This window comes from Corynebacterium sp. H130 (assembly GCF_037572395.1).
GTDB lineage: Bacteria > Actinomycetota > Actinomycetes > Mycobacteriales > Mycobacteriaceae > Corynebacterium.
The window spans coordinates 67,957-92,137 of the sequence record NZ_JBBHLA010000004.1 but is presented as its reverse complement, the minus strand read 5'-3'; the positions used below and the strand labels follow the sequence as shown (position 1 = coordinate 92,137).

The window sequence follows — 24,181 nt, the reverse complement described above, 5'->3', positions numbered from 1 at the left end:
CGGTTACCGTAATTGATTTGTTACTTCGATAGCCCCCTGTCATCACCGTGGAAGCATCACATCCCATTCCGAGGAATCGGTTCGAGATGTGGTCAAATACGGGCCGATAAGTCCGCACAACCAAGCCGGAATCATCCCAAAAGGAACCATCACCAGATTCATGTGGAACAAGCCCTTCGGGGCGATCCAAATAAATAGCGCCATCGCCAATACAGCGGAGACAGCATGAAAGAGAACGTTGAATCGTTCACTCTTCTCCGCAGCCTTCAGAGCAGCGATGCTCAAGACAAGGTGCACTAGTGCCCACAGCATAAGCACTACGAAATAGAGGAAAACAAGTGGCAAAAACAGCAAGAGGATGATGGCTTCTGGGCCATCAAGCTTTTCATTTGTTCGGAAGGCGACCATCAGGCAGAGCACATCGAAAACCATCCACGCTAAGGCGGAACGTTGCAGCCATTTCAATGAATCACTGCGCATCATGGGCTACCTCCTAGTGACACCGAACCTACGACAGTGAAATGATCCCGGCGAGGAGAGTGTTCCTGCAGAAAGGCAAACGGCCCGGTATCCCATGGGAATACCGGGCCTTGCCAGATCCAGAAATCCTAGCTCTGCATCACCCCATCAATGAGACGCGCGTTCTCGGACAGGAGCATCGCTGCTTCGCGTTCCTTGGCCACTTGACCGGTGCCGCCAAGGTTGCGGTCGACTGGCTTTTCGTAGAGCGCGGATCCGCCATGCATTGCACCGAGGATTCGGCGCAGACCTGCGGTTTCGCGTGCAGCCGCAGCAGAACGCCACTCGGAAGCGCGATCGCCCAGCGCAGCCTCGAAGGCTGCCGGGTGCACGATCGCAATGAGCGCGGAGACGTGACCGAATCCAAGAGAGGTAACCAGACCCGCCTTTGGAGCCTCAAGTTGCAGCGGTGAACGCAGCCATACCAGGTTCTCATTGCCCGCGAGAGCTGGGTCGACGCAGTCCAGGGAACGGTTTGGCGGAACCACACCGGAGCGCAGCACCTGGGTAAGACCAATCATCTGGAAGGCGGCGGCGCCACCCTTGGCGTGGCCGGTGAGCGTCTTCTGGGAGATGACGTACAGCGGGTTGCCCGGGGTACGACCGATGGCACGCGCAATGCGGGTGTGCAGGTCGGACTCGTTCGGATCGTTCGCTGTGGTGGAGGTGTCGTGCTTAGACACGATCGCGATGTCATCTGGGGTGACGCCGAGAGCCGCCAACGCATGCACAAGGCGCGAGTTGGTACCGCCACGCGCAGCACCCAGGGCACCCAGGCCTGGCGCTGGAATAGAGGTGTGAGCGCCATCAGCAAAGGACTCAGCGAAACCGAGCACACCGAGAACTGGCAATCCAAGATCTGCAGCGACGCTGCCGCGCGCCAGCAAAATGGTGCCACCACCTGCGGATTCCACGAAGCCCCCACGACGACGATCATTGGCGCGAGAGAAGTAGCGATCGGAGATGCCCTTGCCACGCATCTCTCCTGAATCGGCGGTAGCTGCCATATCGCCGAAGCCGGTGATGCCTTCCATCGAAAGGTCATCGAGGCCGCCAGCGACCACGAAGTCAGCCTTACCGAGGCGAATCTTGTCCATGCCCTCTTCCACCGACACCGCGGCGGTCGCGCAGGCAGCCACTGGGTGGATCATCTGGCCGTAGCCGCCGACGTAGGACTGCATGACGTGACCGGCCATGACGTTTGGCAGTGCCTCCTGCAGGATGTCGTTCTGGCGTGGCTCGGCCAGCAGACCGTCAACGAAGAGGGAGCGCAGGGAGGCCATACCGCCCATGCCGGTGCCCTGGGTGGAGGATACGCGGGTTGGGTGAATCGCCCGCATGATTTCCGCCGGAGTGAAACCGCTGGCCAGGAAGGCGTCAACGGTGCACACCAGGTTCCAGACGGCCACGCGGTCGAGGTTGTCGATCATGTCGGCAGGAATGCCGTACACCGCTGGGTCGAAGCCCTCCGGAATCTGACCGCCGACGAAGCGGGACATCGCCATGCGACGTGGCACGCGGACAGCGGAGCCAGCCTTGCGGGTAACAATCCACTCCCCTGCTTCCTCATCAAAGTGAGCGGTGGTGGTTTCCGGCTCGGAGTCCACGAACGTGCGGGCTGCTGCCTCATCAGAAACGGAGAAGGACAGATCGCGGTCCAGGTAGACGGTGGTCAGTTCAGGCATGAGGTTGCTGACCATACCGAAGTCGTCGTGGTACTGGCGCACGCCGACTCGTGCCAAGACCTCATCGTGGAAGCGCTCGTAGATGTCTTCCTCGGCCACTGGCTCGTCGGATGCGTCGTACCAGCCTGGCTTCGGATCCTCATCCCAGTGGATCAGGCCCATAGTCCATGCCAGCTCCGCGACGCCCGCGGCCGACAGATCGCCGGTCAATTCGGCGTCGAAACGCGTGCGGGCAGAGCCGTAAGGGCCCAGCTCACCGGCACCAACGATGACGACCATGTCCTCAAGACGCTGCGTGACCTCGAAGGACGGCGTGGTGTTGGTGAATGGGCGGAACGGCGTCGGCAGTGCCTTAACAGTCACTGGCTTCTCGACGTCCTCCTTCACTTCCTGGCGAGCGGCAGCGCCGCGAGCCAGTTCAGCGAGGTTCAGATCGGCCTCGCCAAGGCCACCGGTGAAGTCGCGAGTAATCGGAGCATTCGAAGCGGCTTCGCGTACTTCCAAAGCAACCTGGGATAGCAGCTCTGCTGCGATCTCGGTGGTGGCATAGGTGCGCACGCCTGCGGCCTCGACGGCGTCGACGAGTGGGTCGTTGCCACCCATGAGGCCGGTACCACGAACCCAGCCGATGAGAGCGTGAACCAGCGAGGTGCGACTACCCCAGACCGGCTCGGCATGCCAGCGGGTGACCAGCGCGTCGAGGGCGGCCTTGGATTCACCGTAGGCACCGTCGCCACCGAAACGGCCACGGTTAGGGGAACCAGGGATCACGACGTGCAGGCGCTTGCCGATCTCATTGTCCACGCCGATCTCGGAGAGACCCGCGATGAGGCGCTCGACGGACCACAGCAACAGACGCATCTGGTTCTCGGCCTGCGGGCCGGCATCGGCGAGGGAGCCGGAGACGCGCGGTGCTGCGAATGGGAAGAGCAGCGTCGGAACGAGCGCAGGCTTCAGAACCTTCTTCGCGCCGTTCACGGTCGCGGTCTGTTCGTTGCCGATCCACTCGATCACATCGTCAAGGTCAGCGTAGGAGGACAGGTTAGCTGGGACGATCCACAGCGCGGCCTGGCCACGAGCTGCGTCGCGGTAGAGCTTCTTGTAGAACTCCAAGCGCTTGTGGCTCAGGTTGGACGTGGTCACCACGACGGTCGCACCGCCAGCGAGCAAACCTTCGGTGACCGCTGCAGCGATGGAGTTCGGGGAAGCACCGGTCACCACGGCAACGTCAGTGCTGTACTGCAGTGCCTCGGTGTTTCGGGCTTGGGCAGCCAGCTCGGTCAGACCGAAGTACTCGGCCTGCTGAGCTGCGGCTTCGCCAGCGCCGGTGATGTCGAGGTGTTCCAGCGAGCCTAGCGCGAAGCGGGAAATGTCTTCGCGGGCGGAAGCCCAACGATCATCGAGCAGCACGGCCTTGTTCGCATCGAAGGAAGGTGCGACCTGGCGTGGCCAGTCGGAGCCGAGTTCACGAGACACCAAGTCGAACAGTGCAGCGTTCTCGTCAGCCTCAGGCAGTCCCTTGCCTGGAGCTGCGGACAGCCCCAGGTTGGACAAGATCGTGCGGGCAGTTTCTGCCAGCACGCCCTCACGGCCAGTGACTGCTTCCGCGAACTCACCGAGCGCAGCGGAATCCACTACTCCACCGCCAGCGCCACCTGCGGAAGGCAGGCCTACGGAGATGCCTCGGCGGGAAGCGACGGCCTGGACTGCGGCGTCGATAAGCGCGTCGAGCTCGGAGGCGTTGCTTGGGGCCATCGGCGAGAGGGTGGCGAGGTCGCCACCACGCAGGGAGGCACCTTCACGGGCGCCGATGACAACTTCGGCTTGGACGTGGTCAGCCCAGCCCTGGCCGAGCTGCCAAGTGCCGGTGACGCGCTCGGCGATGTAGCCAGGGCGCTTGCCCGTAGGTCCGGTGATGCGGCGCAGAGCGTCGGCGGAGGCATCAGAGAGCACAGGTCCGAAGGCCTTGTAGCCCTTGGCCATGCGGGAGACGGTGTTCTTCAGATCGGACAGTTCGGCATCGGCTGCACCATCGATCGCACCCAGGCCGAACTCGACGCCGAGGTCCAGGAGGAGCTGGTTGCGGCGGGAGGACACGCCCTCCACCAGGGTCTCGATAGAGTCCGTGGCACCCATCTGATCTGGGCGAACCTTGGTCCAGATGGCGATGAGCATTTCTGTCGCGTCGGCCGGAGTGTAGGCGATGTCATCCGGGCCGGCGCCACCAGTCGGTGCAGCAGAGGCAACCGGAGTTTCCGTGGCCTGAACCGCGATATTTTCGGACACAGGGTTTTCTTCCGGAGCTTCCTCTTCAGGCACTTCGCGAGTGATCGCATCGGTGGCGAACACAGTCGCGGCATCGCGCTCGATGTTAAGGACCTCGATCTTGGTGGCTGCATACTGTGGCAGGCGAAGGGTCTGCCCCATCATGTTGGCAATCGTCGGTGCGGAGCCGACGCCGACCTCCACGAAGCGATCCACGTTCAACGAGGTCAGGGCCAAGTGCTGGGTTTCAATCCAGCGCACTGGGGAGGCGAACTGCCAAGCCAGGAGCTCGATGAGCAGGGTGCGACCGAGCTTCATCGGGTCCTTCTCAGCGGCCTCGAAGTCAGCGAGGATCTCGTCCAGCAGGTGCGAGGAGACGACCTCGGCCATGGATTCGGCGAAGTTGCGCTCAAGGGAGAATGGGCGGGCCACCAGGTTTGGAATGTAGCGTCCGACCAGGATGTCCAGGTCGATCTCGGCTGGGATCAGAGAATCGAGGTGCTCACGGAATGCGCCAACGCCATCGCGCAAGTGCGAGGAATGGAACGGCACGTCAATGCCCGGAATCTGGATGAAGGCACGCATGCCTGGCGCGCGCTTTTCTGCGTCTTCAGCAAGAGCTGCAAGGCCTGCGCGGGTGCCGGCGACAGCGTACTGAACACCATCAATGTTGTAGTTAACGATCTCCAGGAACTCGCCCGTGCGCTGAGCAATGCCGGCCACGTAGTCGAAGACCTCTGCGGAGGACAGCTTCATCTTGTTCGGACGCAGCGCAGCCAGGCCGTAGTTGGAAACGCCCTGTTCGTCGCGCTCGACCAAACGGTGCATGGTGAGGCCGCGGGCGTAAACAATCTCAACTACGGATTCCAGGGACAGCACGCCAGCGTACGCTGCCAGCGCGTTGTACTCACCCACGGAGTGGCCAGCGAAGAAGGCGCGCTGGTTGAGAGCCGAGGCCTCGCGCATCTCGGCGATCTGCGCGCAGCCCAGGGTTGCCATGCCGACCTGGGTGAACTGCGTCAGGTACAGCACGCCGTCTGGGTGCTGGAACTTCTCGCCCTTCACGATCACTTCGGAAGGGTTGTTGCGGACGATCTCCAGGATGGAGAAGCCCAGCTTGGAGCGGGTGTGCGCGTCCGCGCGATCCCACACGTCGCGCGCTGCAGCGGAGCTTGCGTAGGCGGCCATGCCCATGCCTGGGGACTGGATGCCCTGGCCTGGGAAAGCGTAGAAGGTGCGCGGGGCTGCCATGACTGCGGTACCCGTCATGACCAGGTTGCCGTCCACCTTCGCGGTGATTTCGCGGACCTCACCAAAGCCCGGACGGTTGTCCACACCGGAACGCTCAACGGTGAACTCGATTTCCGCACCCGGCAGAACCGGTGCGAGCATCGTTGCGGTGTACTCCATGACCTTGACCGGCTCAGATCCTTCGAAACCGGAGGATGCGATGAGCTCAGCAATGGCAGAGGTCCACATGCCGTGAACGATGACACCGTCTGGCAGGCCCGCCAGCGCGGCGGCGCTGTCGGAGACGTGGATTGGGTTGCGGTCGCCGGAGACAATGGCGAACGGCTTCATCGAGGTTGGAGCCACGACCTTGGCGTAGGCGCGGAAGGAACGCGGGGTGTCCACCACGGTTGGGAACACGGAGGTGTTGGTTCGGGCGGTCATTTTGCCGGCGCGGCCACGGATGGCAAAGCGCTCGGAAAGCTGCGCTACCTGGCGCTCACCATCTGGGAATCCTGCGTAAACGCGGGCGCGCACGATGACCACGCGCCCCATGTCAGTGTCGGAAACTTCGTCCGCAGTTGCTTCGACGCGAATAGCAACGGAAGCTGCTGGCATCTCGTCAGGCTGCGCCTCGACCAGCTTGATGTGGTGCTCGAGGTGGACCAGGGACAGCATGCCTTCGACTACGGATGCGGAATCGGTGCCCGGGATAACGGCGGACTTCACGGCAGCGAAGATCGCTGGCCATGCCAAGCCCACCAGCACGTCTGGTGCGGTGCCAGCGGGGGTCACGGTGCGATCCAGGTAGGCGGCGGTGACGTTGTTGTAGTCGGCGATATGGTCCGTGGATAGCGTGGTGGTCCAGCGGGCGACGCCGTCCTGGATCGTTGCCAGTTCCCCACCGGCGGCGATGCAGGTCAGCTCGCCCATGGCGGCCTCTGCATCTTCCTGGGTGACGATCGGTACGCCGACCTCAGGAACGGTGAAGCGGATCTTGAGGTCCGCGGTGGTGCCCGGCGCGGTGGAGCCGGACAGCGGCACGGTGAGCTCTGCATGGGAGGCATCAAGGTCACGCAGGGTGGCACCGGTAGCAGCGTGGTTCGCACCGTCCTCGGTGAGTTGCCACTCATCGCGAGCACCGAGGCTCGCGATCATGGATGGGATGTTGCGACCGGCCCAGTAGGTGCCCTCAGCTGCGAGCACACGGTCAGACGCGGTCTTCTCAGCAACTACGGCATCGCTCAGGCGATCGATCGCAGCCTGGTTGAAGCGGCCCAGCAACTCGGCCACTGGCTCGTCCGCGCGGGTGATGCCGGCGACCGCAGCAGGTCCTGGGATGATGCAGACCTGGTCGGCGTCGTAACGCGCGTCGTGCGCCTGCCACAGGGAGTCGGAGCGCCACCAGCGGCGGACGTCCTTGTCGATCACCGGCACGAAGTTAACCGGCTTGCCCGGGGTGCGGCACAGGCCGAGGAACCAGGCGACGTCGGCTGGGTGCAGCAGGTCATCGGTGGTGTAGAGCTCGTCAAGCTTGGCGACGGCCGCAGCCGGGTCATTGACCAGGGTGACCTGAGGCTCGAACTCGCCGTGGTCCTGGGCGACGAGGCGGGCTTCGGTGCGCTCGATCATCTGCGCGAAGCGGTTCTTCCAGGAGACGTCGGTCCAGGACCCGTTAACGGGTCCTGACAATTCGAGGTAGCGGCTGAGCCACTGGTTGTACGTCATCTCCTCCAGGTCACCGAAGTAGACCTTGCAGGTCTTGGCCATGGCGGCGATGATTTCTTCGCGCTTGGCGGCAACGGCCTCAGCGTCGCCTGCGACTTCATCGAGCAAACGACCGCACTTGGCAAAGGAGTTGTCGATCTCGTGAATGTCCGCGCCCAGCTGGGAACGGCCGGAGGCCATGCCGAAAGCGGCGCTACCTGCGCCAACCCACTCGTCCTGGCCCTTGGTTTCCACCAGGAGTTGCTTGACGGAATCAGAGGTCTTGGCCTCCTTGGTGGCCATGGCAGCGGTGCCGACGAGGATGCCGTCGACAGGCATCTTTGGCAGGTCGTACTTCTCGGACCAGGTGCCGAGGATGTACTCGGCAGCGCGCTCTGGGGTGCCGATGCCACCGCCGACACACAGGACGGTGTTCGGGGTGTCGCGGATCATGCCGTAAGTGGCGATCAGCAGGTCATCGAGCTCTTCCCAGGAGTGGTGGCCACCGGCCTTACCACCTTCGACCTGCAGGATCACTGGGATTTCTGGGACCGCGCGGGCGATCTCCAGGATCTTGCGCACCTGGTTCACGGCGCCCGGCTTGAAGGCGACCCATGGGAAGCCATTGTCGCGGAGCTCGTGAATGAGCTCGATAGCTTCGTCGTGCTCCGGGATACCAGCGGTGATGACCACGCCGTCGATTGGGGCGCCATTGAGACGAGCCTTCTGTACGAGACGCTTGCCGCCGATCTGCATACCCCACAGGTAAGGGTCGAGGAACATCGAGTTGAACTGGGCGTTTACGCCAGGATTCAGAAGGTCATCGAGCTGTTCCAGGTGGCACTCTAGGATCTCCGGGGTCACCTGGCCACCACCAGCGAGCTCGGCCCAGTGGCCAGCGTTCGCGGCAGCAGCGACAATCTCCGGGTCAACGGTGGTCGGGGTCATGCCCGCAAGCAGCATTGGGGAACGGCCGGTGAGCTCGGTGAACTTGGTGACGAGCTTGCCGTTTTCCACGCGTGGAGCGAAGTGGTCGTAGGAAACGGGGCGGGTAGGCGCGTGGCCGGCGTCGAAAAGCTGCGTTTGGCCGGCAGCGGTGCCGATGCGCAGGGTGCCCACGCCGCGGCCTGCTGCGACGCTGGTGGTGAGGGCGCAGACGCCTTCGCCGGGGCCGACGTCGAGGAGCCACTGCGCGCCCGCATCAACTGCTTCAAGGACATCGGAAACCCAGTCTTCCGGGGTGATCAGGATGTCGGTGGCGAGCTCGCGGGTAAGTTCCACGTCGAGTCCGGCCTGCTCAGCCCACGCGGTTGCGAGATCGACGGCTGGCTGCATCGCGCTGTGGTGGAAAGCGATTTGCACGCCGAGGAAGGCAAACTTTGGCGCGAATGGGGTGCCACCGCGCTTCTTGGTTTCGATATCACGGGCATCCTTCGCAGCCAGCTTTTCGAGCTTGGCCTGCAGCTGCTCCAGTTCCTGTGGAGCGCCAACAGCGACGAACCAGTTGCGCGCATTGCGCAGCCCAATCTCAATGCCTGTGCCCTTAATCGCTGCTTCGAGCTGCTCGCGAGTAATGCCCTGTATGGACAGCATCGGGGTGGACTCCCCTGCCGGCACCAAACCCTTTTCCCGAGCAACCTTGCTGCCCGCAGCGCCAATGAGCTGGGCGATAGCGAGGAACTCGGAAGCGCGCGTCAGGTCCCGCATTGCGAAGGCAGCGAGGATGCCCTGCGAGTGTCCAATGGCAGTGCGAGCGCGTTCAATGTCGAGTCCCTGCGCCTCAAGATTCTGCAAGGTGGCGAGCTGCGCGGTAAAGATGCCTGGCACGCTTATCGACGCCATAGATGCATCAATCAGCGGTGGCTGCTCAGAATCCGCCCACTGAATTGGCTCGAATCCGAACGGCCGCGCGGCCGCGATCTCATCTTCCACGGCAGTGAGTTTGGTGGCAGCTTCCTCGACAATGTCGGTGATCGCCCGGCCAGCACCTGCTGCGATGGCAGTGCGCAAACCATTCAGCCAATCGACACCCTGACCTGCAAATACCAGCGCAAACGGAGTACTGGATAGCTCGTCAATAAGTCGATTTGCACCGATTACATGCATGTTTTCCTCTTTCCATTGCCTGGGCACACTTCACCCATCTCGCGGGTTAACGAAAGCAAATATGCCACAGATCTTGAGGAAACCGTCATGTTTGAGCGGTGTTTAGTTTTGCGTGTCTAACCTTTTCCCTTTCAAATCCCCTGGACGTTGGTTATTTTTGCTACGAAAACTAGTTTTGAGCGAGCTACCCCAATCTTGGGGGGCTAGCTAACTTAGCAAAGTGGCTACGAACTCACGCGCCTGGGCGAGTTCCGCTTCACTATCCGCCACCTGGCCAGAAAAAATCTGACATTCATTCTCGGGCACGACTTCGTCGGACTGCTCAATCCCACCGGCAGCCAGAAACGCGTCGACATGGCGTGAAATACTCATATCTTTAGGATAGCTGGGAAACAAAAAGAAGCGAGATCCTATCCATAGGATCTCGCTTCATATTGTGGGCCTGGGGAGACTTGAACTCCCACGTCCTAAGACACTGGAACCTAAATCCAGCGCGTCTGCCAATTCCGCCACAAGCCCGTGGTTTCTCACATAATACACATCACGTAGTTCAACTACCGAATCGCTTGCCTTCCAGGGACAACAGGTACACTGTTGCCTTGTGAGTGAAGTAAACGACGAAAGTATCGAGCCTGCTCGCACGAAGAAACGTGTGAAGTTCTCCCACATTGTCTTCCTCACCCTTGCCGTCGCCGCCACCCTTGGTTTGGCGTATTGGCAATGGACCAGGTTCCGAGCAGGCACCGGCACGTTCCAAAACCTTGGCTACGCCATCCAATGGCCAGCTTTCGGCGCCTTCATCGTTTACGCCTACCGACGCTACATTCAACTGGAAAATGAATACGCCGAAACAGGCGTCGCTCCAGTCGAGCTGGAAAAACAAGGCGAAATCACGGAAATCGACGAGGACTTCTTGCCTACCCGAATCAACACGGACGTCGAAGAATTCAACGCACTCAACGAGCCCCGCAGACGAAGGAAAGAGCAATGACGCAGATTCACCCAGAACGCCAGGAACGAGTACGAAAAGCACTGAAGCTGTTCTCCACAGCTGCCTTTGTCACCGGTGTCTGGCTGCTGATCTTGGTAGCCGAAATGGTGTACAAGTACCTGATTCTGCCTTCGCCAAGCGACGCGCCAGGCTGGTTCTTCTACGTTGCCCAGGCCCACGGCGTGTTCTACATGCTGTATCTGATCAGCACGGTCAACCTCGGCATCAATGCCCGATGGGAACCACTCAAGTGGATCACTACCGCCCTCGCTGGCACGATCCCGTTCCTCTCCTTCGTTGCTGAGCACAAGCGACGCAAGGAAGTCACTGCGGCTTTCCAGCTGTAGAGCGCGCTGCGCAGTTGTCGTAACAAGTTGGTCGTAAATCCACCTTTTCCAGGCCTACCCCAAACGCGGTCCTTGATTCTACGACCAACCAGCTACGACATTCGCTACTTCCTACTCAACAACGCAGCAGCCGCCTCATCGACGATCACCGTGGCATGCGGATGCCGTTGCAGCACTGAGGCTGGGCACGCGGTGTCAACCGGCCCTTCCACGAGCGCAGCAACTGCCTCTTTCTTGCCACTACCAGTAGCAATAAGAACGAGGTGACGCGCTTCCATGATCGTCGCAAGCCCCTGCGTCAGTACGCGACGGGGCACTTTTGATTCGTCCCCCTCAAAGAACCGCGAATTATCTTTCACGGTTTGCGGGTGAAGTGAGGTCGGCCGGGTGCGGGATTCAAAAGCAGATCCTGGCTCGTTGAAGGCGATGTGCCCGTCGGTACCGACACCAAGAATCTGAATATCCACCCCACCTGCTGCTTTGATAGCAGCGTCATATTCGTGACCTGCCTCTACTGAATCCAGTGCCATGCCGTTTGGGCTTTGCACCATGGCATCGGGAATGTCTATGCGCGAGGTGAATTCGCGCCTGATGGTGCGGTAGTAGCTTTGCTCGTGAGTGATGGGTAGCCCGATGTATTCATCGAGCAGGAAGGCGCGACACTTGGCGAAGCTCAAGCCTTCCTCTTCATGACGCCGGATGAGCTCGCGATAGGTCGGCAGCGGGGTTGAACCCGTAGCAAGGCCCAACGTGGCATTGTCTCGGACGTAGGGCTCGATGATGTCGGCAGCCACCTTGTCCGGCTGGTCTGTGATGATGACGTCCATTATGGCGAAACCTCCTGGCCTTCTCGATAAACTTTCCGAACGGTGAAATCAGGCCCGCACACCACAAAGTTCGCAGGTCTTCCCACTTCAATGCGGCTTCGGTGTTCCACGCCGAGGAGGCGGTGGCCTGTGGTGGCTGCGGTGAGGGCGTCGTGAAGCAAGCGCCCATGCTGTACCTGGCGCTGAACCTGCTCAATGACCGTCGAGGTGCCGCCGGCGATGGCGCCTTCGCTGCCGTCGGACGTCGACAAGCGTGCAACTCCGGCTGCGACGGTGACGTCCAGCTCGCCGAGGATGTACTGGCCATCGGCGCGTCCGGCTGCGGCCATGGCGTCGCTGACGAAGGTGACACGATCTGCGCCAACGGTCGCTAGGACCATGTTGACGGTGTCGTCGGCGAGGTGCACGCCATCGGCGATGAGCTCAACGACGGCTTCGCCACGAGTCGCAGCAGTAACAAGCGCTGCGACGGCGCCCGGATCCCGGTGATGAAGTGGAGGCATGGCGTTGAACAGGTGCGTTGCGGTGACGGTAGCCCCAGCGTCCACCGCCTGAATAATCGCGGCGTTCATCTCGGCAAAGGAGGCGTCGGTGTGACCAAAAGACACGATGATGCCGTGCTTGGCGCACATGTCGACGAGCTCCCGCATCCGCGCGGTCTCGGGCGCAAAAGTGATGGACTTCAGGTGCCCGCGGGAGGCTTCAATCATGCGAGAAAGTAGATCGGGATCGCCAGGAATGATGGCGGCCGGATTTTGGGCGCCACATCGGCATGCGTTGACAAAGGGCCCTTCGGCATGAATTCCGTCGATTTCCCCGAGGTCAGTCAGATCGGCAAGCACGCTCAATTGTGGCAACAGCAGGTTTTCTGGCAGTGACACGGTTGAGGCCAGCAAGGTCGTGGTGCCACGCAAACGGTGGTATCGCGCAGCTGCCCGACATCCATCGAGGTCAGAGTTGGGAAAGGACTCCCCTACTGCCCCGTGATTGTGAATGTCTGCCAGCCCGGGAAGAATCCGCAGATCTGGTTTCTCATCCGTGGGCTGCATCGATGTGATGACGCCATCTGCAACCCCTACTCGATGCGCGCCGAGTGATCCTGTCGGCAGCTCAATGAGGGCGACGTACTGATCAGTCATTGAATGCTCCAGCAAACCGGGTGGTTATCCACGCGACGTCGGTGATGGCGGTGCCCACGATGATTGCGTCCGCGCCCGCTTCCTTGCCAGCTCGCACGTGCTCTGGGGTGTGGAAACGGCCCTCGCCGATGAGGAACACGTCATCGCCCAACTGGGCGCGAATGTCCCGAATGAGCTCAAGGTCCGGTCCTTCCGTCTTTTCGCGATGCGGAGTGTAGCCCGCCAGCGTCGTCGAAATGAGGTCGGCACCAGCCTCGTGAGCTGCCACTGCTTCCGCAGCCGTCGCAATGTCAGCCATGGCGATCGCGCCCGCTTCATGCACCGCAGCTACCTGCTCAGCGAAGGTTGAACCATCTTGACGAGGCCGGTCAGTTGCATCAATGGCAACCACCGCTGCTCCTGCCTTTGCGACGGCTACCGCCGAAGCCACGGAAGGCGTGATGTACACACCGGTGTCGCCTTCCTTGGTAAGTCCGATGACCGGCACATTCACTGCCTCAACAACGGCCTCAATGTCCGCTAGTCCGCCGTAGCCGCCACAGCGAATGGCGGTGCTGCCACCGGCTTCCGCTGCCTTTGCCAGGAAGGCGATGGTGCGGGTATCGCGGAGCGGGTGACCAGTTGGGGCCTGGGCTGACACGATGAGGCTGCCGCGTACGGCGTCGAGGAATTTTTGGGTTTTCATTGCTTGTTCTCCTTGATGGTGGTTAGTGCCCACCAGGCTGCACCGATGAGGGGCGCATCGGTGCCGAGTTCGGCCCGGATGATGGGAATGGTATTGAGTGGCGGTAGTGCGCAGGCTCGGAATGCGGCGGTCAAAGGCTCCATGATGGGTTCGCCGATGGTGGCTACTCCCCCGCCAACCACAATTGCGTCCACATCAATGGCGCTAGCAAAACCAGCGAGGGTTTCTCCCAAACCTGTCATGTTGCGGGCGATGACTTCTTGGGCTCCAGCGTCACCAGACTCGTAGCGGCGCATGATTTCGTGGAGATCGATGTTCGTGCCGTGCAAGCGGTTGTACGTGGCAGCAAGTCCAGTGCCAGAGGCGAAGTCCTCAATGGACGCAGCGGTGCCGTCCGCTTGGCGCCCGATCAGACCGCGCAGCTCACCAGCTGTGAAATGCGGGGACTTTTGCAGCCTTCCATCTCGGACGATCGCGCCACCCACGCCGGTGCCGAGGCTGACGAACAGCGTGCTGCCAAATTCTTGACCAGCGCCGAAGGTTGCCTCGCCAAGACCCATGATGCGGACATCGTTGTGCACTGCGATGGGCAGAGAAAACTCGTTGGATAGGGTTTTAGCAATCGCTGTTCCCGCCCAACCTGACATTGTTGGGCCAGAGGAGACCACGGTGCCGCGGACAGGGTCAATCACTCCTGGCGCGCCGATTCCCACTCCAAGAACCGTTCCAGTAGACAGGTTCAGCAGGGAACGAATGACCGCGCTGACCTCTGCCAACACGTTGCTAGGTGGGGTTGGAACGCGCATCTTGTGCAGAACGCGGGTGGGGTCGGAGGCGTCGACAAGCGCGGCAGCGATTTTGGTGCCGCCGATGTCGATGGCGATTACCGAGTTAGTCATTGAGCCTTTCCTCGATCATTCGTTGCAGCGGGCCGTAATGTGCGTCGATCATGCGGAGCAATTGTTCCTCGTCGCCTGCTTCGAGCGCTTTGATAATGCCCTTGTGTGCTTTGACGGTTTCTTCGAAGTCTTTTTCCCTGGTGAGGTCGAGGAGCGGCACGGCCTTGGTGTGGACTTGCCACAGTGCCATGTACAGCTCCTGGATGAGCTGGTTGGACAGCTTGCTGTTGAGCTCTTCGTGGAACTTCGCGTCGTACTTGGTGATCTGCTTGCCCTTGTTGAAGCTTTCGCGCATGCAGTCGACGATCTCCCGCAATTTGTCCGTTGAGCTGGTGCGATACGCCTCGATGAGCTGCTTGGCATTGAACTTGTCAAACGCCATGCGGGCGTCGACTACCTGCTGCAGGTTTCGCAGTGCACCGTCCTTGCCGATGGTCAGACGCAGCGTCAACCCATTCACGAGAGGTGCAAGGGACATCTGGCCAACGTAGGTTCCGTGGCCATGACGAACCTCGATCACATCAAGGGAAACGAGGGTTCGAATCGCTTCGCGTACTGAGCTTCGGGAGACGTCGAGGAGTTCACACAGAGCAGCTTCCGAAGGCATGAGATCACCGGGTTTCAGCGAATTTTCCCGCATGTAGTTTTCGATCGCAGTAACCGTCGGATTGACTTTGTTCTTATCACTCGCTCGTGCCATGAGGGGTCCTTATGTGACGTGCGCCGGAGTTTGTCCGGCCCACAAAGGGGTATGAGATAACCGCGAAAGCTCTCATCATGCTCACTAGTTCACCGCTTGACGTGGGCAAATAAAACGGTGATCGCTTTCATGCCAGAGATTACCAGAAAACCTGTACAACGTCAGACGTCTGACGTATGCTATTTTCTAACAGGAAGTGATTCACCCACCTCACCCCCAGACTTTGTGACCCAAATAACTAAATATCTCGAATTCGAGCTCATCGGTACGACAGAGCACAACCTGAAAGGAACACCCCATGACCCGCGCATACTCCCGTCGCGACTTCATGAAGATCAGTGGCGTCGTCGGCGCCGCAGCCGGCCTGAGTGCCACCCTGTCCGCATGTGGCAAGCCTGCCCAAAACGGCGGAGCCAACGCCCCTGCCGCCGATCCAAAGGCTAAGAAGGAAGACGGCACCATCAACGCAGCCATCTCCTACGAGCTTGGCACCAATGGCTACGACCCAATGTCCACCACTGCAGCCCTCACCGTGGCAGCGAACTGGCACACCCTTGAAGGCCTGACCGAGATGGATCCTGCAACTGGCAAAGCCTACGCCGCACTGGCGAAGGAAATGCCAAATCCAAAGGGCACCACCGCAGAGGTCACGCTGCGTGATGGCGCAAAATTCCACGATGGCAGCCCTGTCACCGCCGATGACGTTGTATTCTCCTTCCAGCGTGTGCTGGACAAAGCCAACAAGTCGCTGTACGCCTCCTTCATTCCGTTCATCGAATCTGTGAAGGCAAAGGACGACAAGACCGTCGAATTCACCATGAAGCACGAAGTCGGTGTCTTTGCCGAGCGCTTGGCCGTGGTGAAGATCATTTCCCGCAAAGCTGTCGAGGCCGACCTGGACAAGTTCGCAGCCAACCCAATGGGCAGTGGCCCTTACAAGATGACCGACAACGGCGGTACGTCCAAGACCATCAAGTTTGAGCGTTTCGATGGCTACAACGGCCCTCGCCCAGCCCAGGCAAAGAACATGGTTTGGCAGATCATCCCTGACGCTTCCACCCGTACGAACGCCATCCAGTCCAAGACTGTCCAGGCCATCGACTCCGTGCCTTACCTCTCTGTCGAGCAGCTCAAGGCAGTATCCACCGTGGAGTCAGTGCAGGGCTTCGGCTTGCTGTTCGCCATGTTCAACTGCGCAGCGACCTCGAAGTTCAACGATGTGAAGAACCGCCAGGGCTTCCTCTACGCTATCGACTTCAACAAGATCATCGAGACCGCAATGCTCGGCCAGGCAACTGCCGCCACGAGCTTCCTGCACAAGGAGCACCCAAAGTACAAGCAGGCTAAGAACGTCTACACCTACAAGCCAGAAAAGGCTCGCGAGCTGTTCGCGGAGACTGGCCTGAAGGAGATGCGCTTGCTGTGCACCGACCACGACTGGGTCAAGAAGTGCACCCCACTGATCGAGCAGTCCCTGACTGGTGTTGGCCTGAAGGTCGAGTTCATCGAGAAGAAGTCCTCCGATGTGTACAACACCATCGACGGCAAGCCTGAGTCCTTCGACGTCGTCATCGCTCCTGGTGACCCATCCGTCTTCGGCTCCGACCCTGACCTGCTCATGCGCTGGTGGTACGCCGGCGATACCTGGACCGACACCCGTATGAACTGGAAGGGTCAGGAAAGCTACAACGAGGTGCAGAAGCTTCTCGACGCAGCCCTGAAGGACACCGATCCAAACGCACAGGATGCCAAGTGGGCCGAGCTCTTCGACAAGATCTCCGAGTATGTCCCGCTCTACCCGCTGTTCCACCGCAAGACCACTACTGCGTGGGATAAGTCGACGCTGATCGACTTCAAGCCAATCGCTCTCACAGGCTTGTCGTTCCTCGACGTCGCCACCACAAAGTAACGCAGTAGTTCATCTGGGCGGGGTTATCCAAGGGGACCCCGCCCAGCCCGGGGGATAACTTACAGTCCTCCAGCTCTATCCACACACTGGTTAAGGACAGCTCGTGTCAAATCTCATTCGACTTATCGGTCGACGCCTGATCGCACTGCCCATCATGATCCTCGGTGTGACGTTCCTGGTGTTTTTCATCATGTCGTTCAGCCCAGCAGACCCGGCGCGACTCGCACTCGGTGAATCAGCATCGCTTGATGCGCTGGCGCAATACCGCGAAGAACACGGCCTCAACGATCCGCTTCTCGCCAGATACTGGGACTTCCTCGTCGGAATGATGCAAGGAGACCTCGGCACCACTACCGGTAATTCCTCCGTTACTGAGGTGGTAGCCAAGGCATTCCCGATCACTCTTCAGCTCACCTTCCTAGGCCTTATCATCGCCGCCATCATTTCCCTCGTGTTCGGCGTCATCGCGGCTCTTTACCGTGATAAGTGGCCTGATCAGGTGATTCGCGTCATCTCGATTGCCTCGCTCGCCACTCCTTCGTTCTGGCTCGCTATTCTCCTCATTCAATGGCTGGGCACGATCCCAGGCGGCCTCGGCTACTTCCCTGCTCTGATCACGATGTGGGTGCCGTTTGCCGAGAATCCATCCGTGTATCTGAACAACATGTTCCTGCCTGCGTTTGCCCTCGCGGTTCCTGTGGCAGGTTCCCTGACACGTGTTGTCCGCACCGCCATGGTGGAAGAGCTGGATAAGGACTATGTGCGCACCGCCATCGGCGCTGGCATTCCAAAGGCTGAGGTGATTTCCCGCAATGTGCTGCGCAATGCGCTGATCACCCCTATCACCGTCTTGGGCCTTCGTGTTGGCTACCTGATGGGTGGCGCGGTGATCATCGAGATCATCTTCAACATCCAGGCCATGGGCCAGCTCATTCTGGACGGCGTCACCCGCAACGACGTGTACCTGGTTCAAGGCGTCACGCTCACCGTGGCCATTGCCTTCATCATCATCAACATCGTGGTGGACATGCTGTACGTCCTGGTTAATCCACGCATCAGGAGCATCTAATGCGAAAGAAACTCACTTCCGAACTGGAATCCAAGGCTGGATACCGTTTCCAAGGCCTGCGTTCTCTTCCGATTGCTTCCAAGATTGCCCTGGGATTCCTCGGGCTGGTAGCCCTCATGGCGCTCTTCGCACCGTTGCTCACGTCGTACAGCCCACTCGAATCCAACGTGCCAGTGCAGCCACCAAGCAGCGAACACTGGTTCGGCACGGACGCCATTGGCCGCGACATCTTCTCTCGCGTTGTCTACGGTTCCCGTGCTTCGCTGATCATTGGTCTGTGCGCGACGGCAGCGGCCCTGGCTGTTGCAGCCGTACTCGGATCCGTTGCGGCAACCTCGAACAAGGTTATTTCCGAAGTGTTGATGCGCATCCTGGACATCATCATGTCCTTCCCTGGCATCGCATTGGCTGCGGTCTTCGTGGCCGTGTTCGGTAACTCCATCCCGGTCCTTGTTTTCGCCATCGGCTTCCTCTACATTCCGCAGCTTTCCCGCGTGGTGCGCGCGAATGTGTTGTCCGAGTTCGGCGAGGACTACGTGGCCGCCACGAAGGTGATGGGTGCGAGCATTCCACACATCCTGTTCAAGCACGTAGCGCGCAACACCATCGCGCCAGTGGCGGTGTTTGCCACGGTGCTCGTTGCTGACGCGATCGTCTTCGAAGCATCCCTGTCCTTCATCAACGCCGGCGTGAAGCCACCGCTGCCATCCTGGGGCAATATCCTTGCCGACGGCAAGCAGTTGCTGCTCTCCGGAGCATGGTGGCCTACCTTCTTCCCTGGCCTGATGATCCTCATCACCGTGCTTGCCCTCAACATTTTGTCTGAAGGACTCACGGACGCCATGGCGTCGCCACGCATTAAGCGTACGGTCAGCGTGCATGACGACGACCCTTCCATCGACACCCGCAAGGCACTTGGTTCTGTCTCCGACGACGAAGCCGTCGCCTCCCTCGAGCTTTCTTTGGCTAAGCTTCACGACGCCGAAATGGCCGACAACAGGCGCATGAGCTTCGACCATTCGCACGAGCCTCTCATCGAGGTCAAGGACCTGTGCATCGCCTTCCCAGAGGCGCACGGCGACGTGAATATCGTGGATCATGTCAGTTTCACGGTGGCACCCGGCGAGGCTATGGGCCTGGTCGGCGAATCCGGCTGTGGCAAGTCGCTCATCGCCATGTGCATCATGGGACTTCTCCCACCAACGGCTCGCATCAGTGGCGAAATCCTGTTTGACGGCAAGAACCTCCTCGAGCTGTCCCCTCAGGAGCGCAACGCACTTCGTGGCCACGACATGGCCATGATCTACCAAGATGCCCTCAGCTCGCTGAACCCTTCCATGCTCATTCGCACCCAGCTGCAGCAGCTCATCCGTCGCGGTGGCAAGCGCAGCGCAGAAGAGCTGATGGAGCTTGTGGGCCTGGATCCAGTCCGTACTCTCAAGTCCTACCCGCACGAACTTTCGGGTGGTCAGCGCCAGCGCGTGCTCATCGCAATGGCGCTGACCAGGAATCCTCGCCTGCTCATCGCCGACGAACCAACGACCGCGTTGGACGTGACGGTGCAGCACCAGGTTGTTGACCTCATCAATGAGCTGCGCGAGAAGCTGGGCTTTTCGATGATCTTCGTCAGCCACGATCTCGCGCTCGTCGCAAAGCTTGTGCACAAGATCACGGTGATGTACGCAGGTCAGGTTGTGGAGCGCGGCGATACCCGCGAGCTGCTCGCTGACCCGCAGCATGAGTACACGCGTGGTCTGCTCGGCGCAGTGCTGTCCATTGAGGCCGGCGCTGACCGCCTGTACCAAGTGCCCGGCACCGTACCAAGTCCGCGCGATTTTGTCGACGGCGATCGCTTCGCACCGCGTTCGCGCACTCCGCAGCTGGGAGTTGGACAACGCCCAATCCCACGTGCGGTGGCTGGCTCAACGACTCACTTCTTTGCGGCAACCGATGACGTTATGGCTGCTCGCAAGGCTAAGGCTGACAAGGAAGCATAGATCATGTCTGAACGAATCATTGAGCTCAAGAACATCAACGTCATCCACAAGACCCGCACCGGCAAGCTATTCCGCCCCGACACCGTGCACGCCAACAAGGACGTGAACTTCTGGGTGGATCGCCGGGAAGTGGTCGGCATCGTGGGCGAGTCGGGCTGTGGCAAATCCACGCTGGCGCGCGTCATGGTTGGCCTGCAAAAGCCAACCAGTGGCGAGGTGTTCTTCCACGACAAGCCACTGAAGCACAACAGCAAGGTCCGCAAGGAGCTCGGCCGCTCAATTTCCATGGTGTTCCAGGATCCTGCCACCGCCCTGAACCCGCGCATGACGGTGAAGGAGCAACTGCTTGATCCGCTGCGTGTGCACCACATCGGCAACGACAACACTCGCCTAAAGCGAGTCGAAGTGCTCCTGGACTTGGTGGGTCTGCCCCGCTCCGCACTGGACGTGCTGCCTCGTCAGATTTCCGGTGGCCAGCGTCAGCGCGTCGCTATTGCCCGCGCACTCGCCCTTGAGCCCGACCTCATCATCGCCGACGAGCCGACCTCCGCACTGGATGTGTCTGTTCGCGCGCAGATCCTGAACCTGCTCACCGATCTTCGCTCCGAGCTCGGCCTCGGCTTGGTGTTCATTTCCCACGACATCAACACCGTCCGCTACATCGCGGATCGCATGTGCGTGATGTACAAGGGCGAAATCATCGAGCAACAGGCAACCGATGACCTTTTCGCAAGCCCTCAGCAGGAGTACACCCGCACGCTCCTGGCTGCTACCCCATCTCTGCTTTAAGAAAGCTGCATTTGCAATGAATTCCATCGTTTCCGGCATCATCCCGCCAATTCTCACCCCGCTCACCCACAGCGGCGATGTCGACGTCCCATCCCTGACCAAGCTGGTCGAGCACCTCATCAGCGGTGGCGTGGACGGAATCTTCGTCCTCGGTTCTTCCGGCGAGGTCGCCTTCCTCAGCGACGCCGTGCGCGAGCAGGTCATCGCCACCGTCTTGCAGCTTGTCGACGGCCGTGTCCCCGTCTACGCAGGTGTGATTGATACCCAAACCAACCGAGTCATTGAGCACATTCGCGTGGCCGAACGCCTCGGCGTCCAAGCAGTGGTTGCCACCGCGCCGTTCTACGCAATCACCGGACCTAGCGAGATTGAGGCTCACTTCCGCGCGCTGCGCGAAGCAACCTCTCTCCCACTCATTGCCTACGACATCCCAGTGTGTGTGCACAGCAAACTTGCACCAGAGATGCTGGTGCGGCTCGGCGCCGAAGGAGTCCTCCAGGGAGTAAAGGACTCCTCCGGCGACGATGTCTCCTTCCGTCGCCTCTGCATGATGAACAAGGCAGCAGGCAGCCCACTGACCGTCCTGACCGGCCACGAAGCAGTGGTTGATGGCGCATATCTTGCTGGCGCTGACGGCTGCGTCCCAGGTCTTGGCAACGTGGATCCAGCTGGTTACGTACGCATGTGGCAGGCCTACCAGGCCGGCGACTTCGCCGCCATGAAGGCAGAGCAGGACAGGCTGGCAGCACTCTTCGAGATCGTCTTCCAACCAATTGGCAAGGTAGGCCCGGCAGCAGGCGTCGGTTCCTTCAAGACCGCCCTCGAGCTCATGGGTGTGTTCACCACCAACCACATGACCGCACCTCTGGCCCCAATCGATGATGAGCCTTCCCGCAAGGCAATCCGCGAGATCGTGGCGGAGGCTGGGCTGCTGTAGATCAGCGTTTGTCGTAACAACTAGGTCGTAGAATCAAGAACCCCGTTTTCGAGAAACCTCCGAAAACGGGGTTTTACGACGAACAGGTTACGAACTACTTCAGCGCAGCGATCCGATCTGCCAACTGCGCCAGAGCCTTCCCGCGATGGGAGCGCGCGTCCTTTTCTTCTGCCGTGAGTTCAGCGGATGCGCGACCGTCGGCGTCGTCAGGCAGGAACAGCGGGTCGTAGCCGAACCCGTTCTCGCCACGACGCTCGCGAAGCAGCATGCCACGCCACTCTCCCTTGGCAACATGTTCGGTGCCGTCCGGCAGCACGAGCGCGCAGACGGAAACGAAGGCACAACCGCGACGCTCGTCGGGAACGTGCGCCATCTGACCAAGAAGCAGGTCATTGTTGGCTTCATCGTCGCCGTGCTTGCCCGACCAGCGCGCGGAAAGCACGCCTGGCATGCCGTTTAGCTCATCGACGGCCAGGCCCGAGTCATCAGCAAGCGTGGGCAACCCCGTTGCCTTCATTCCAGCACGTGCTTTGATCAAAGCATTGTCTTCGAAGGTGCGTCCGTCTTCGACGGGTTCCTCGTAAGGCTCAACATCCTTTAGCAGCAGGATATTCACGCCCTCGACCACGCGGGCCAGCTCAGCAGCCTTTTTCTTGTTGTTTGAGGCGAGCAGCAGATCCATTAGAGTGGCAGCTCCAGTGCAGCCTTCTGCGCTGCGATCAGAGAGTACAGGCCCTTTTCAGCGGTGTCGAGGAAAGCGTTCATCTGCTCGCGAGTAAAGGTGCCGTGCTCGGCGGTGCCCTGGATCTCCACGAACTGGCCGGACTCGGTCATCACAACATTCATGTCGACCTCGGCGCGGGAATCCTCTTCGTATGGGAGGTCGAGGCAGACGTTGCCGTCGATAAGGCCAACGGACACAGCGGCAACTGGCGGAAGCAGCGGATTACCAGGGACAACGCCGCGAGCCTTGAGGACTGCGATTGCGTCGGCAAGTGCGACATAAGCGCCAGTGATGGAGGCGGTGCGGGTGCCACCATCGGCCTGGAGAACATCGCAGTCGATGTTGATGGTGTTCTCGCCAAGCTCCTTCAGATCAATCGCAGCACGGAGGGAACGACCAATCAGGCGAGAGATTTCATGGGTGCGGCCCTTGACCTTGCCCTTCATGGACTCGCGAGGCATGCGCTCGTGAGTGGACGCTGGGAGCATCGAATATTCGGCGGTCAGCCAACCTTCGCCGGAATCCTTCTTGAAGCGAGGCACGCCCTCCTCCACGGAAGCGGTGCACATGACGCGGGTGTTACCGAACTCGACGAGCACGGAACCCGCAGGATTCGTAGTGAAACCGCGGGTGATCTTGACAGGACGCATTTCATCGAGCGCGCGGCCATCGGCGCGAGTAAAAGAAGTCATACGACCAGCGTAGCCGAAATCTTTCCCCTATTTGGACGCGCTTTTCGACGTTTCCCCAGGTCACCCTGCTCAAATGGGGGATGTTTTTCGGAAGAAGGCAAATCTTTCCCATCTTTGGACAGGCTCACCTGGGACTTTGCCCAAATCCTGGTCCAAATAGGGGAAAGATTTCTAGATGTCGAAAACCATCCCGGACTCGCCAACGACTACTTCCCCATCGAAGTTGTCTCGGGCAGCATCCAGGGATTCCTGCGGGTTGGCCCATGGCGGAATGTGCACCAGGACCAGCTTCTTCACGCCTGCGCGGGAAGCGATGAGGCCGGCTTCCGCTCCGCTGAGGTGCATGTCAGGAGCCTTGCCGAGGGAGGATGCTCCCCAGGTGGCTTCACAGAGGAAGATGTCGGCGTCTTTGGCGCATTCGACGAGTGCGTCGGTGTAGGCGGAGTCGCCGGAGTAGGCGATGGTCTTGCCGGTGGTGGCTTCGGTGACGCGCAGGGCGAAGGTTTCCACTGGGTGGATGACCGGGTATGGGGTGATCGTCACGCGGTCGAGGATCTGTGGGACGCGGTCCTGCCATGCGGTGAAGGCAAAGGTGTCGGACATGTCGTCGAGGCCGTTGCGGGCTTCCAGCGTCATTCGGCCGATGTGGTCGATCGTGTTGGAAGGGCCGAGCAGGAAATGACGCGCCGAGGAGGGGGCCGTCGGGTGGTAGCGTCGCCACACTATGAGCGACGGAACATCCAGGCAGTGGTCGGCGTGGAGGTGGCTGAGCACGAGGTGTTGTTCTGCAGGGTTAGCGTATTCCTGCAGCTTCGCGAGGGCACCTGGGCCACAATCCATGAGGACGCCCGGCGCGCCGGGCACGTCGATGAAGTAGCCGGAGGCGGGATTGTTTGGGGCTCCGGTGCTTCCACTGCAGCCAAGAATGGTCAGCTTCATAACCCAACTTTCTCACGAACGGACG

General features: G+C 60.4%; 18 protein-coding genes and 1 tRNA gene. 7 read left to right on the top strand and 12 right to left on the bottom strand.

Translation table 11 applies throughout. From position 1 onward, the window contains the following. Positions 1–42 precede the first annotated feature (42 nt). The 4 genes from WG939_RS08530 to WG939_RS08515 form a co-directional block, all read right to left on the bottom strand. Positions 43–483, bottom strand: a complete 441-nt coding sequence (locus WG939_RS08530; RefSeq protein ID WP_339984734.1) for a hypothetical protein — start codon at positions 481–483, stop codon at positions 43–45. Positions 484–608: 125 nt separating this feature from the next. Continuing rightward, positions 609–9,512 (bottom strand): fatty acid synthase subunit beta domain-containing protein, encoded by an 8,904-nt coding sequence (locus WG939_RS08525; RefSeq protein ID WP_339984732.1) that lies wholly within the window; start codon positions 9,510–9,512, stop codon positions 609–611. A 207-nt stretch (positions 9,513–9,719) separates the two neighbouring features. Beyond that, the gene (locus tag WG939_RS08520) at positions 9,720–9,884 is read right to left on the bottom strand and encodes a hypothetical protein (RefSeq protein ID WP_339984730.1); all 165 of its coding nucleotides are present in this window, start codon (positions 9,882–9,884) and stop codon (positions 9,720–9,722) included. Between the two features lie 65 nt (positions 9,885–9,949). After that, positions 9,950–10,031, bottom strand: a tRNA-Leu gene (locus WG939_RS08515). Between the two features lie 82 nt (positions 10,032–10,113). Here WG939_RS08515 and WG939_RS08510 point away from each other — a divergent pair. Together WG939_RS08510 and WG939_RS08505 are read left to right on the top strand one after the other, a co-directional pair. Beyond that, positions 10,114–10,503 (top strand): hypothetical protein, encoded by a 390-nt coding sequence (locus tag WG939_RS08510; protein ID WP_339984728.1) that lies wholly within the window; start codon positions 10,114–10,116, stop codon positions 10,501–10,503. Next, on the top strand, positions 10,500–10,850 hold the full coding sequence (locus WG939_RS08505; protein ID WP_339984726.1) for a DUF3817 domain-containing protein: 351 nt from the start codon (positions 10,500–10,502) through the stop codon (positions 10,848–10,850). The genes WG939_RS08510 and WG939_RS08505 overlap by 4 nt, the downstream gene beginning before the upstream one ends. A gap of 104 nt (positions 10,851–10,954) precedes the next feature. Here WG939_RS08505 and WG939_RS08500 read toward each other — a convergent pair whose 3' ends face one another. From WG939_RS08500 to WG939_RS08480, 5 genes are read right to left on the bottom strand one after another with little or no spacing between them, the layout of a single operon-like run. Further along, entirely contained in the window at positions 10,955–11,677 is a 723-nt protein-coding gene (locus WG939_RS08500) for a glucosamine-6-phosphate deaminase (protein ID WP_339984724.1), read from the bottom strand. Further along, positions 11,677–12,816, bottom strand: a complete 1,140-nt coding sequence (locus WG939_RS08495) for an N-acetylglucosamine-6-phosphate deacetylase (RefSeq protein ID WP_339984722.1) — start codon at positions 12,814–12,816, stop codon at positions 11,677–11,679. The genes WG939_RS08500 and WG939_RS08495 overlap by 1 nt, the downstream gene beginning before the upstream one ends. Then, on the bottom strand, positions 12,809–13,501 hold the full coding sequence (locus tag WG939_RS08490; protein WP_339984720.1) for a putative N-acetylmannosamine-6-phosphate 2-epimerase: 693 nt from the start codon (positions 13,499–13,501) through the stop codon (positions 12,809–12,811). The genes WG939_RS08495 and WG939_RS08490 overlap by 8 nt, the downstream gene beginning before the upstream one ends. After that, positions 13,498–14,400 carry an ROK family protein gene (locus WG939_RS08485; protein WP_339984718.1) on the bottom strand — a complete coding sequence of 301 codons (903 nt, stop codon included), beginning with the start codon at positions 14,398–14,400 and terminating at the stop codon, positions 13,498–13,500. The genes WG939_RS08490 and WG939_RS08485 overlap by 4 nt, the downstream gene beginning before the upstream one ends. After that, on the bottom strand, positions 14,393–15,100 hold the full coding sequence (locus WG939_RS08480) for a FadR/GntR family transcriptional regulator (RefSeq protein WP_339984716.1): 708 nt from the start codon (positions 15,098–15,100) through the stop codon (positions 14,393–14,395). The genes WG939_RS08485 and WG939_RS08480 overlap by 8 nt, the downstream gene beginning before the upstream one ends. A 298-nt stretch (positions 15,101–15,398) precedes the next feature. Between WG939_RS08480 and WG939_RS08475 the strand changes: the two genes are divergently transcribed. The 5 genes from WG939_RS08475 (at position 15,399) to WG939_RS08455 (ending at position 21,801) form a co-directional block, all read left to right on the top strand. Next, complete coding sequence (locus tag WG939_RS08475) at positions 15,399–17,009, top strand: ABC transporter substrate-binding protein (protein WP_339984713.1); 1,611 nt, start codon at positions 15,399–15,401, stop codon at positions 17,007–17,009. A gap of 103 nt (positions 17,010–17,112) precedes the next feature. Continuing rightward, positions 17,113–18,078 carry an ABC transporter permease gene (locus WG939_RS08470; RefSeq protein WP_339984711.1) on the top strand — a complete coding sequence of 322 codons (966 nt, stop codon included), beginning with the start codon at positions 17,113–17,115 and terminating at the stop codon, positions 18,076–18,078. Beyond that, entirely contained in the window at positions 18,078–20,075 is a 1,998-nt protein-coding gene (locus WG939_RS08465) for a dipeptide/oligopeptide/nickel ABC transporter permease/ATP-binding protein (protein ID WP_339984709.1), read from the top strand. The genes WG939_RS08470 and WG939_RS08465 overlap by 1 nt, the downstream gene beginning before the upstream one ends. Before the next feature lie 3 nt (positions 20,076–20,078). Further along, positions 20,079–20,864: an ABC transporter ATP-binding protein gene (locus WG939_RS08460; protein ID WP_339984707.1), complete on the top strand. Its 786-nt coding sequence runs from the start codon at positions 20,079–20,081 to the stop codon at positions 20,862–20,864. 16 nt (positions 20,865–20,880) lie between these two features. Beyond that, positions 20,881–21,801, top strand: a complete 921-nt coding sequence (locus tag WG939_RS08455) for a dihydrodipicolinate synthase family protein (protein WP_339984705.1) — start codon at positions 20,881–20,883, stop codon at positions 21,799–21,801. 94 nt (positions 21,802–21,895) lie between these two features. On the opposite strand, the gene rdgB is transcribed toward WG939_RS08455, so the two are convergent. From rdgB to WG939_RS08440, 3 genes are all read right to left on the bottom strand, one after another. After that, the gene (gene rdgB, locus WG939_RS08450) at positions 21,896–22,483 is read right to left on the bottom strand and encodes an RdgB/HAM1 family non-canonical purine NTP pyrophosphatase (RefSeq protein ID WP_339984703.1); all 588 of its coding nucleotides are present in this window, start codon (positions 22,481–22,483) and stop codon (positions 21,896–21,898) included. Then, the gene (gene rph / locus WG939_RS08445; RefSeq protein WP_339984701.1) at positions 22,483–23,217 is read right to left on the bottom strand and encodes a ribonuclease PH; all 735 of its coding nucleotides are present in this window, start codon (positions 23,215–23,217) and stop codon (positions 22,483–22,485) included. Before rph ends, rdgB begins: the two co-directional genes overlap by 1 nt. A gap of 171 nt (positions 23,218–23,388) precedes the next feature. Beyond that, positions 23,389–24,156, bottom strand: a complete 768-nt coding sequence (locus WG939_RS08440) for an MBL fold metallo-hydrolase (protein WP_339984699.1) — start codon at positions 24,154–24,156, stop codon at positions 23,389–23,391. Positions 24,157–24,181 lie beyond the last annotated feature (25 nt).

Excerpts from the sequence above, each read along its gene's own strand:
- WG939_RS08455 (WP_339984705.1), top strand. The coding sequence starts at position 20,881 with ATGAATTCCATCGTTTCCGGCATCATCCCGCCAATTCTCACCCCGCTC.
- rph (WP_339984701.1), bottom strand. The coding sequence starts at position 23,217 with ATGACTTCTTTTACTCGCGCCGATGGCCGCGCGCTCGATGAAATGCGT.
- WG939_RS08440 (WP_339984699.1), bottom strand. The coding sequence starts at position 24,156 with ATGAAGCTGACCATTCTTGGCTGCAGTGGAAGCACCGGAGCCCCAAAC.
- WG939_RS08525 (WP_339984732.1), bottom strand. The coding sequence starts at position 9,512 with ATGCATGTAATCGGTGCAAATCGACTTATTGACGAGCTATCCAGTACT.
- WG939_RS08480 (WP_339984716.1), bottom strand. The coding sequence starts at position 15,100 with ATGGCACGAGCGAGTGATAAGAACAAAGTCAATCCGACGGTTACTGCG.
- WG939_RS08500 (WP_339984724.1), bottom strand. The coding sequence starts at position 11,677 with ATGGACGTCATCATCACAGACCAGCCGGACAAGGTGGCTGCCGACATC.
- rdgB (WP_339984703.1), bottom strand. The coding sequence starts at position 22,483 with ATGGATCTGCTGCTCGCCTCAAACAACAAGAAAAAGGCTGCTGAGCTG.
- WG939_RS08475 (WP_339984713.1), top strand. The coding sequence starts at position 15,399 with ATGACCCGCGCATACTCCCGTCGCGACTTCATGAAGATCAGTGGCGTC.
- WG939_RS08495 (WP_339984722.1), bottom strand. The coding sequence starts at position 12,816 with ATGACTGATCAGTACGTCGCCCTCATTGAGCTGCCGACAGGATCACTC.
- WG939_RS08460 (WP_339984707.1), top strand. The coding sequence starts at position 20,079 with ATGTCTGAACGAATCATTGAGCTCAAGAACATCAACGTCATCCACAAG.
- WG939_RS08530 (WP_339984734.1), bottom strand. The coding sequence starts at position 483 with ATGATGCGCAGTGATTCATTGAAATGGCTGCAACGTTCCGCCTTAGCG.
- WG939_RS08520 (WP_339984730.1), bottom strand. The coding sequence starts at position 9,884 with ATGAGTATTTCACGCCATGTCGACGCGTTTCTGGCTGCCGGTGGGATT.
- WG939_RS08505 (WP_339984726.1), top strand. The coding sequence starts at position 10,500 with ATGACGCAGATTCACCCAGAACGCCAGGAACGAGTACGAAAAGCACTG.
- WG939_RS08465 (WP_339984709.1), top strand. The coding sequence starts at position 18,078 with ATGCGAAAGAAACTCACTTCCGAACTGGAATCCAAGGCTGGATACCGT.
- WG939_RS08485 (WP_339984718.1), bottom strand. The coding sequence starts at position 14,400 with ATGACTAACTCGGTAATCGCCATCGACATCGGCGGCACCAAAATCGCT.
- WG939_RS08490 (WP_339984720.1), bottom strand. The coding sequence starts at position 13,501 with ATGAAAACCCAAAAATTCCTCGACGCCGTACGCGGCAGCCTCATCGTG.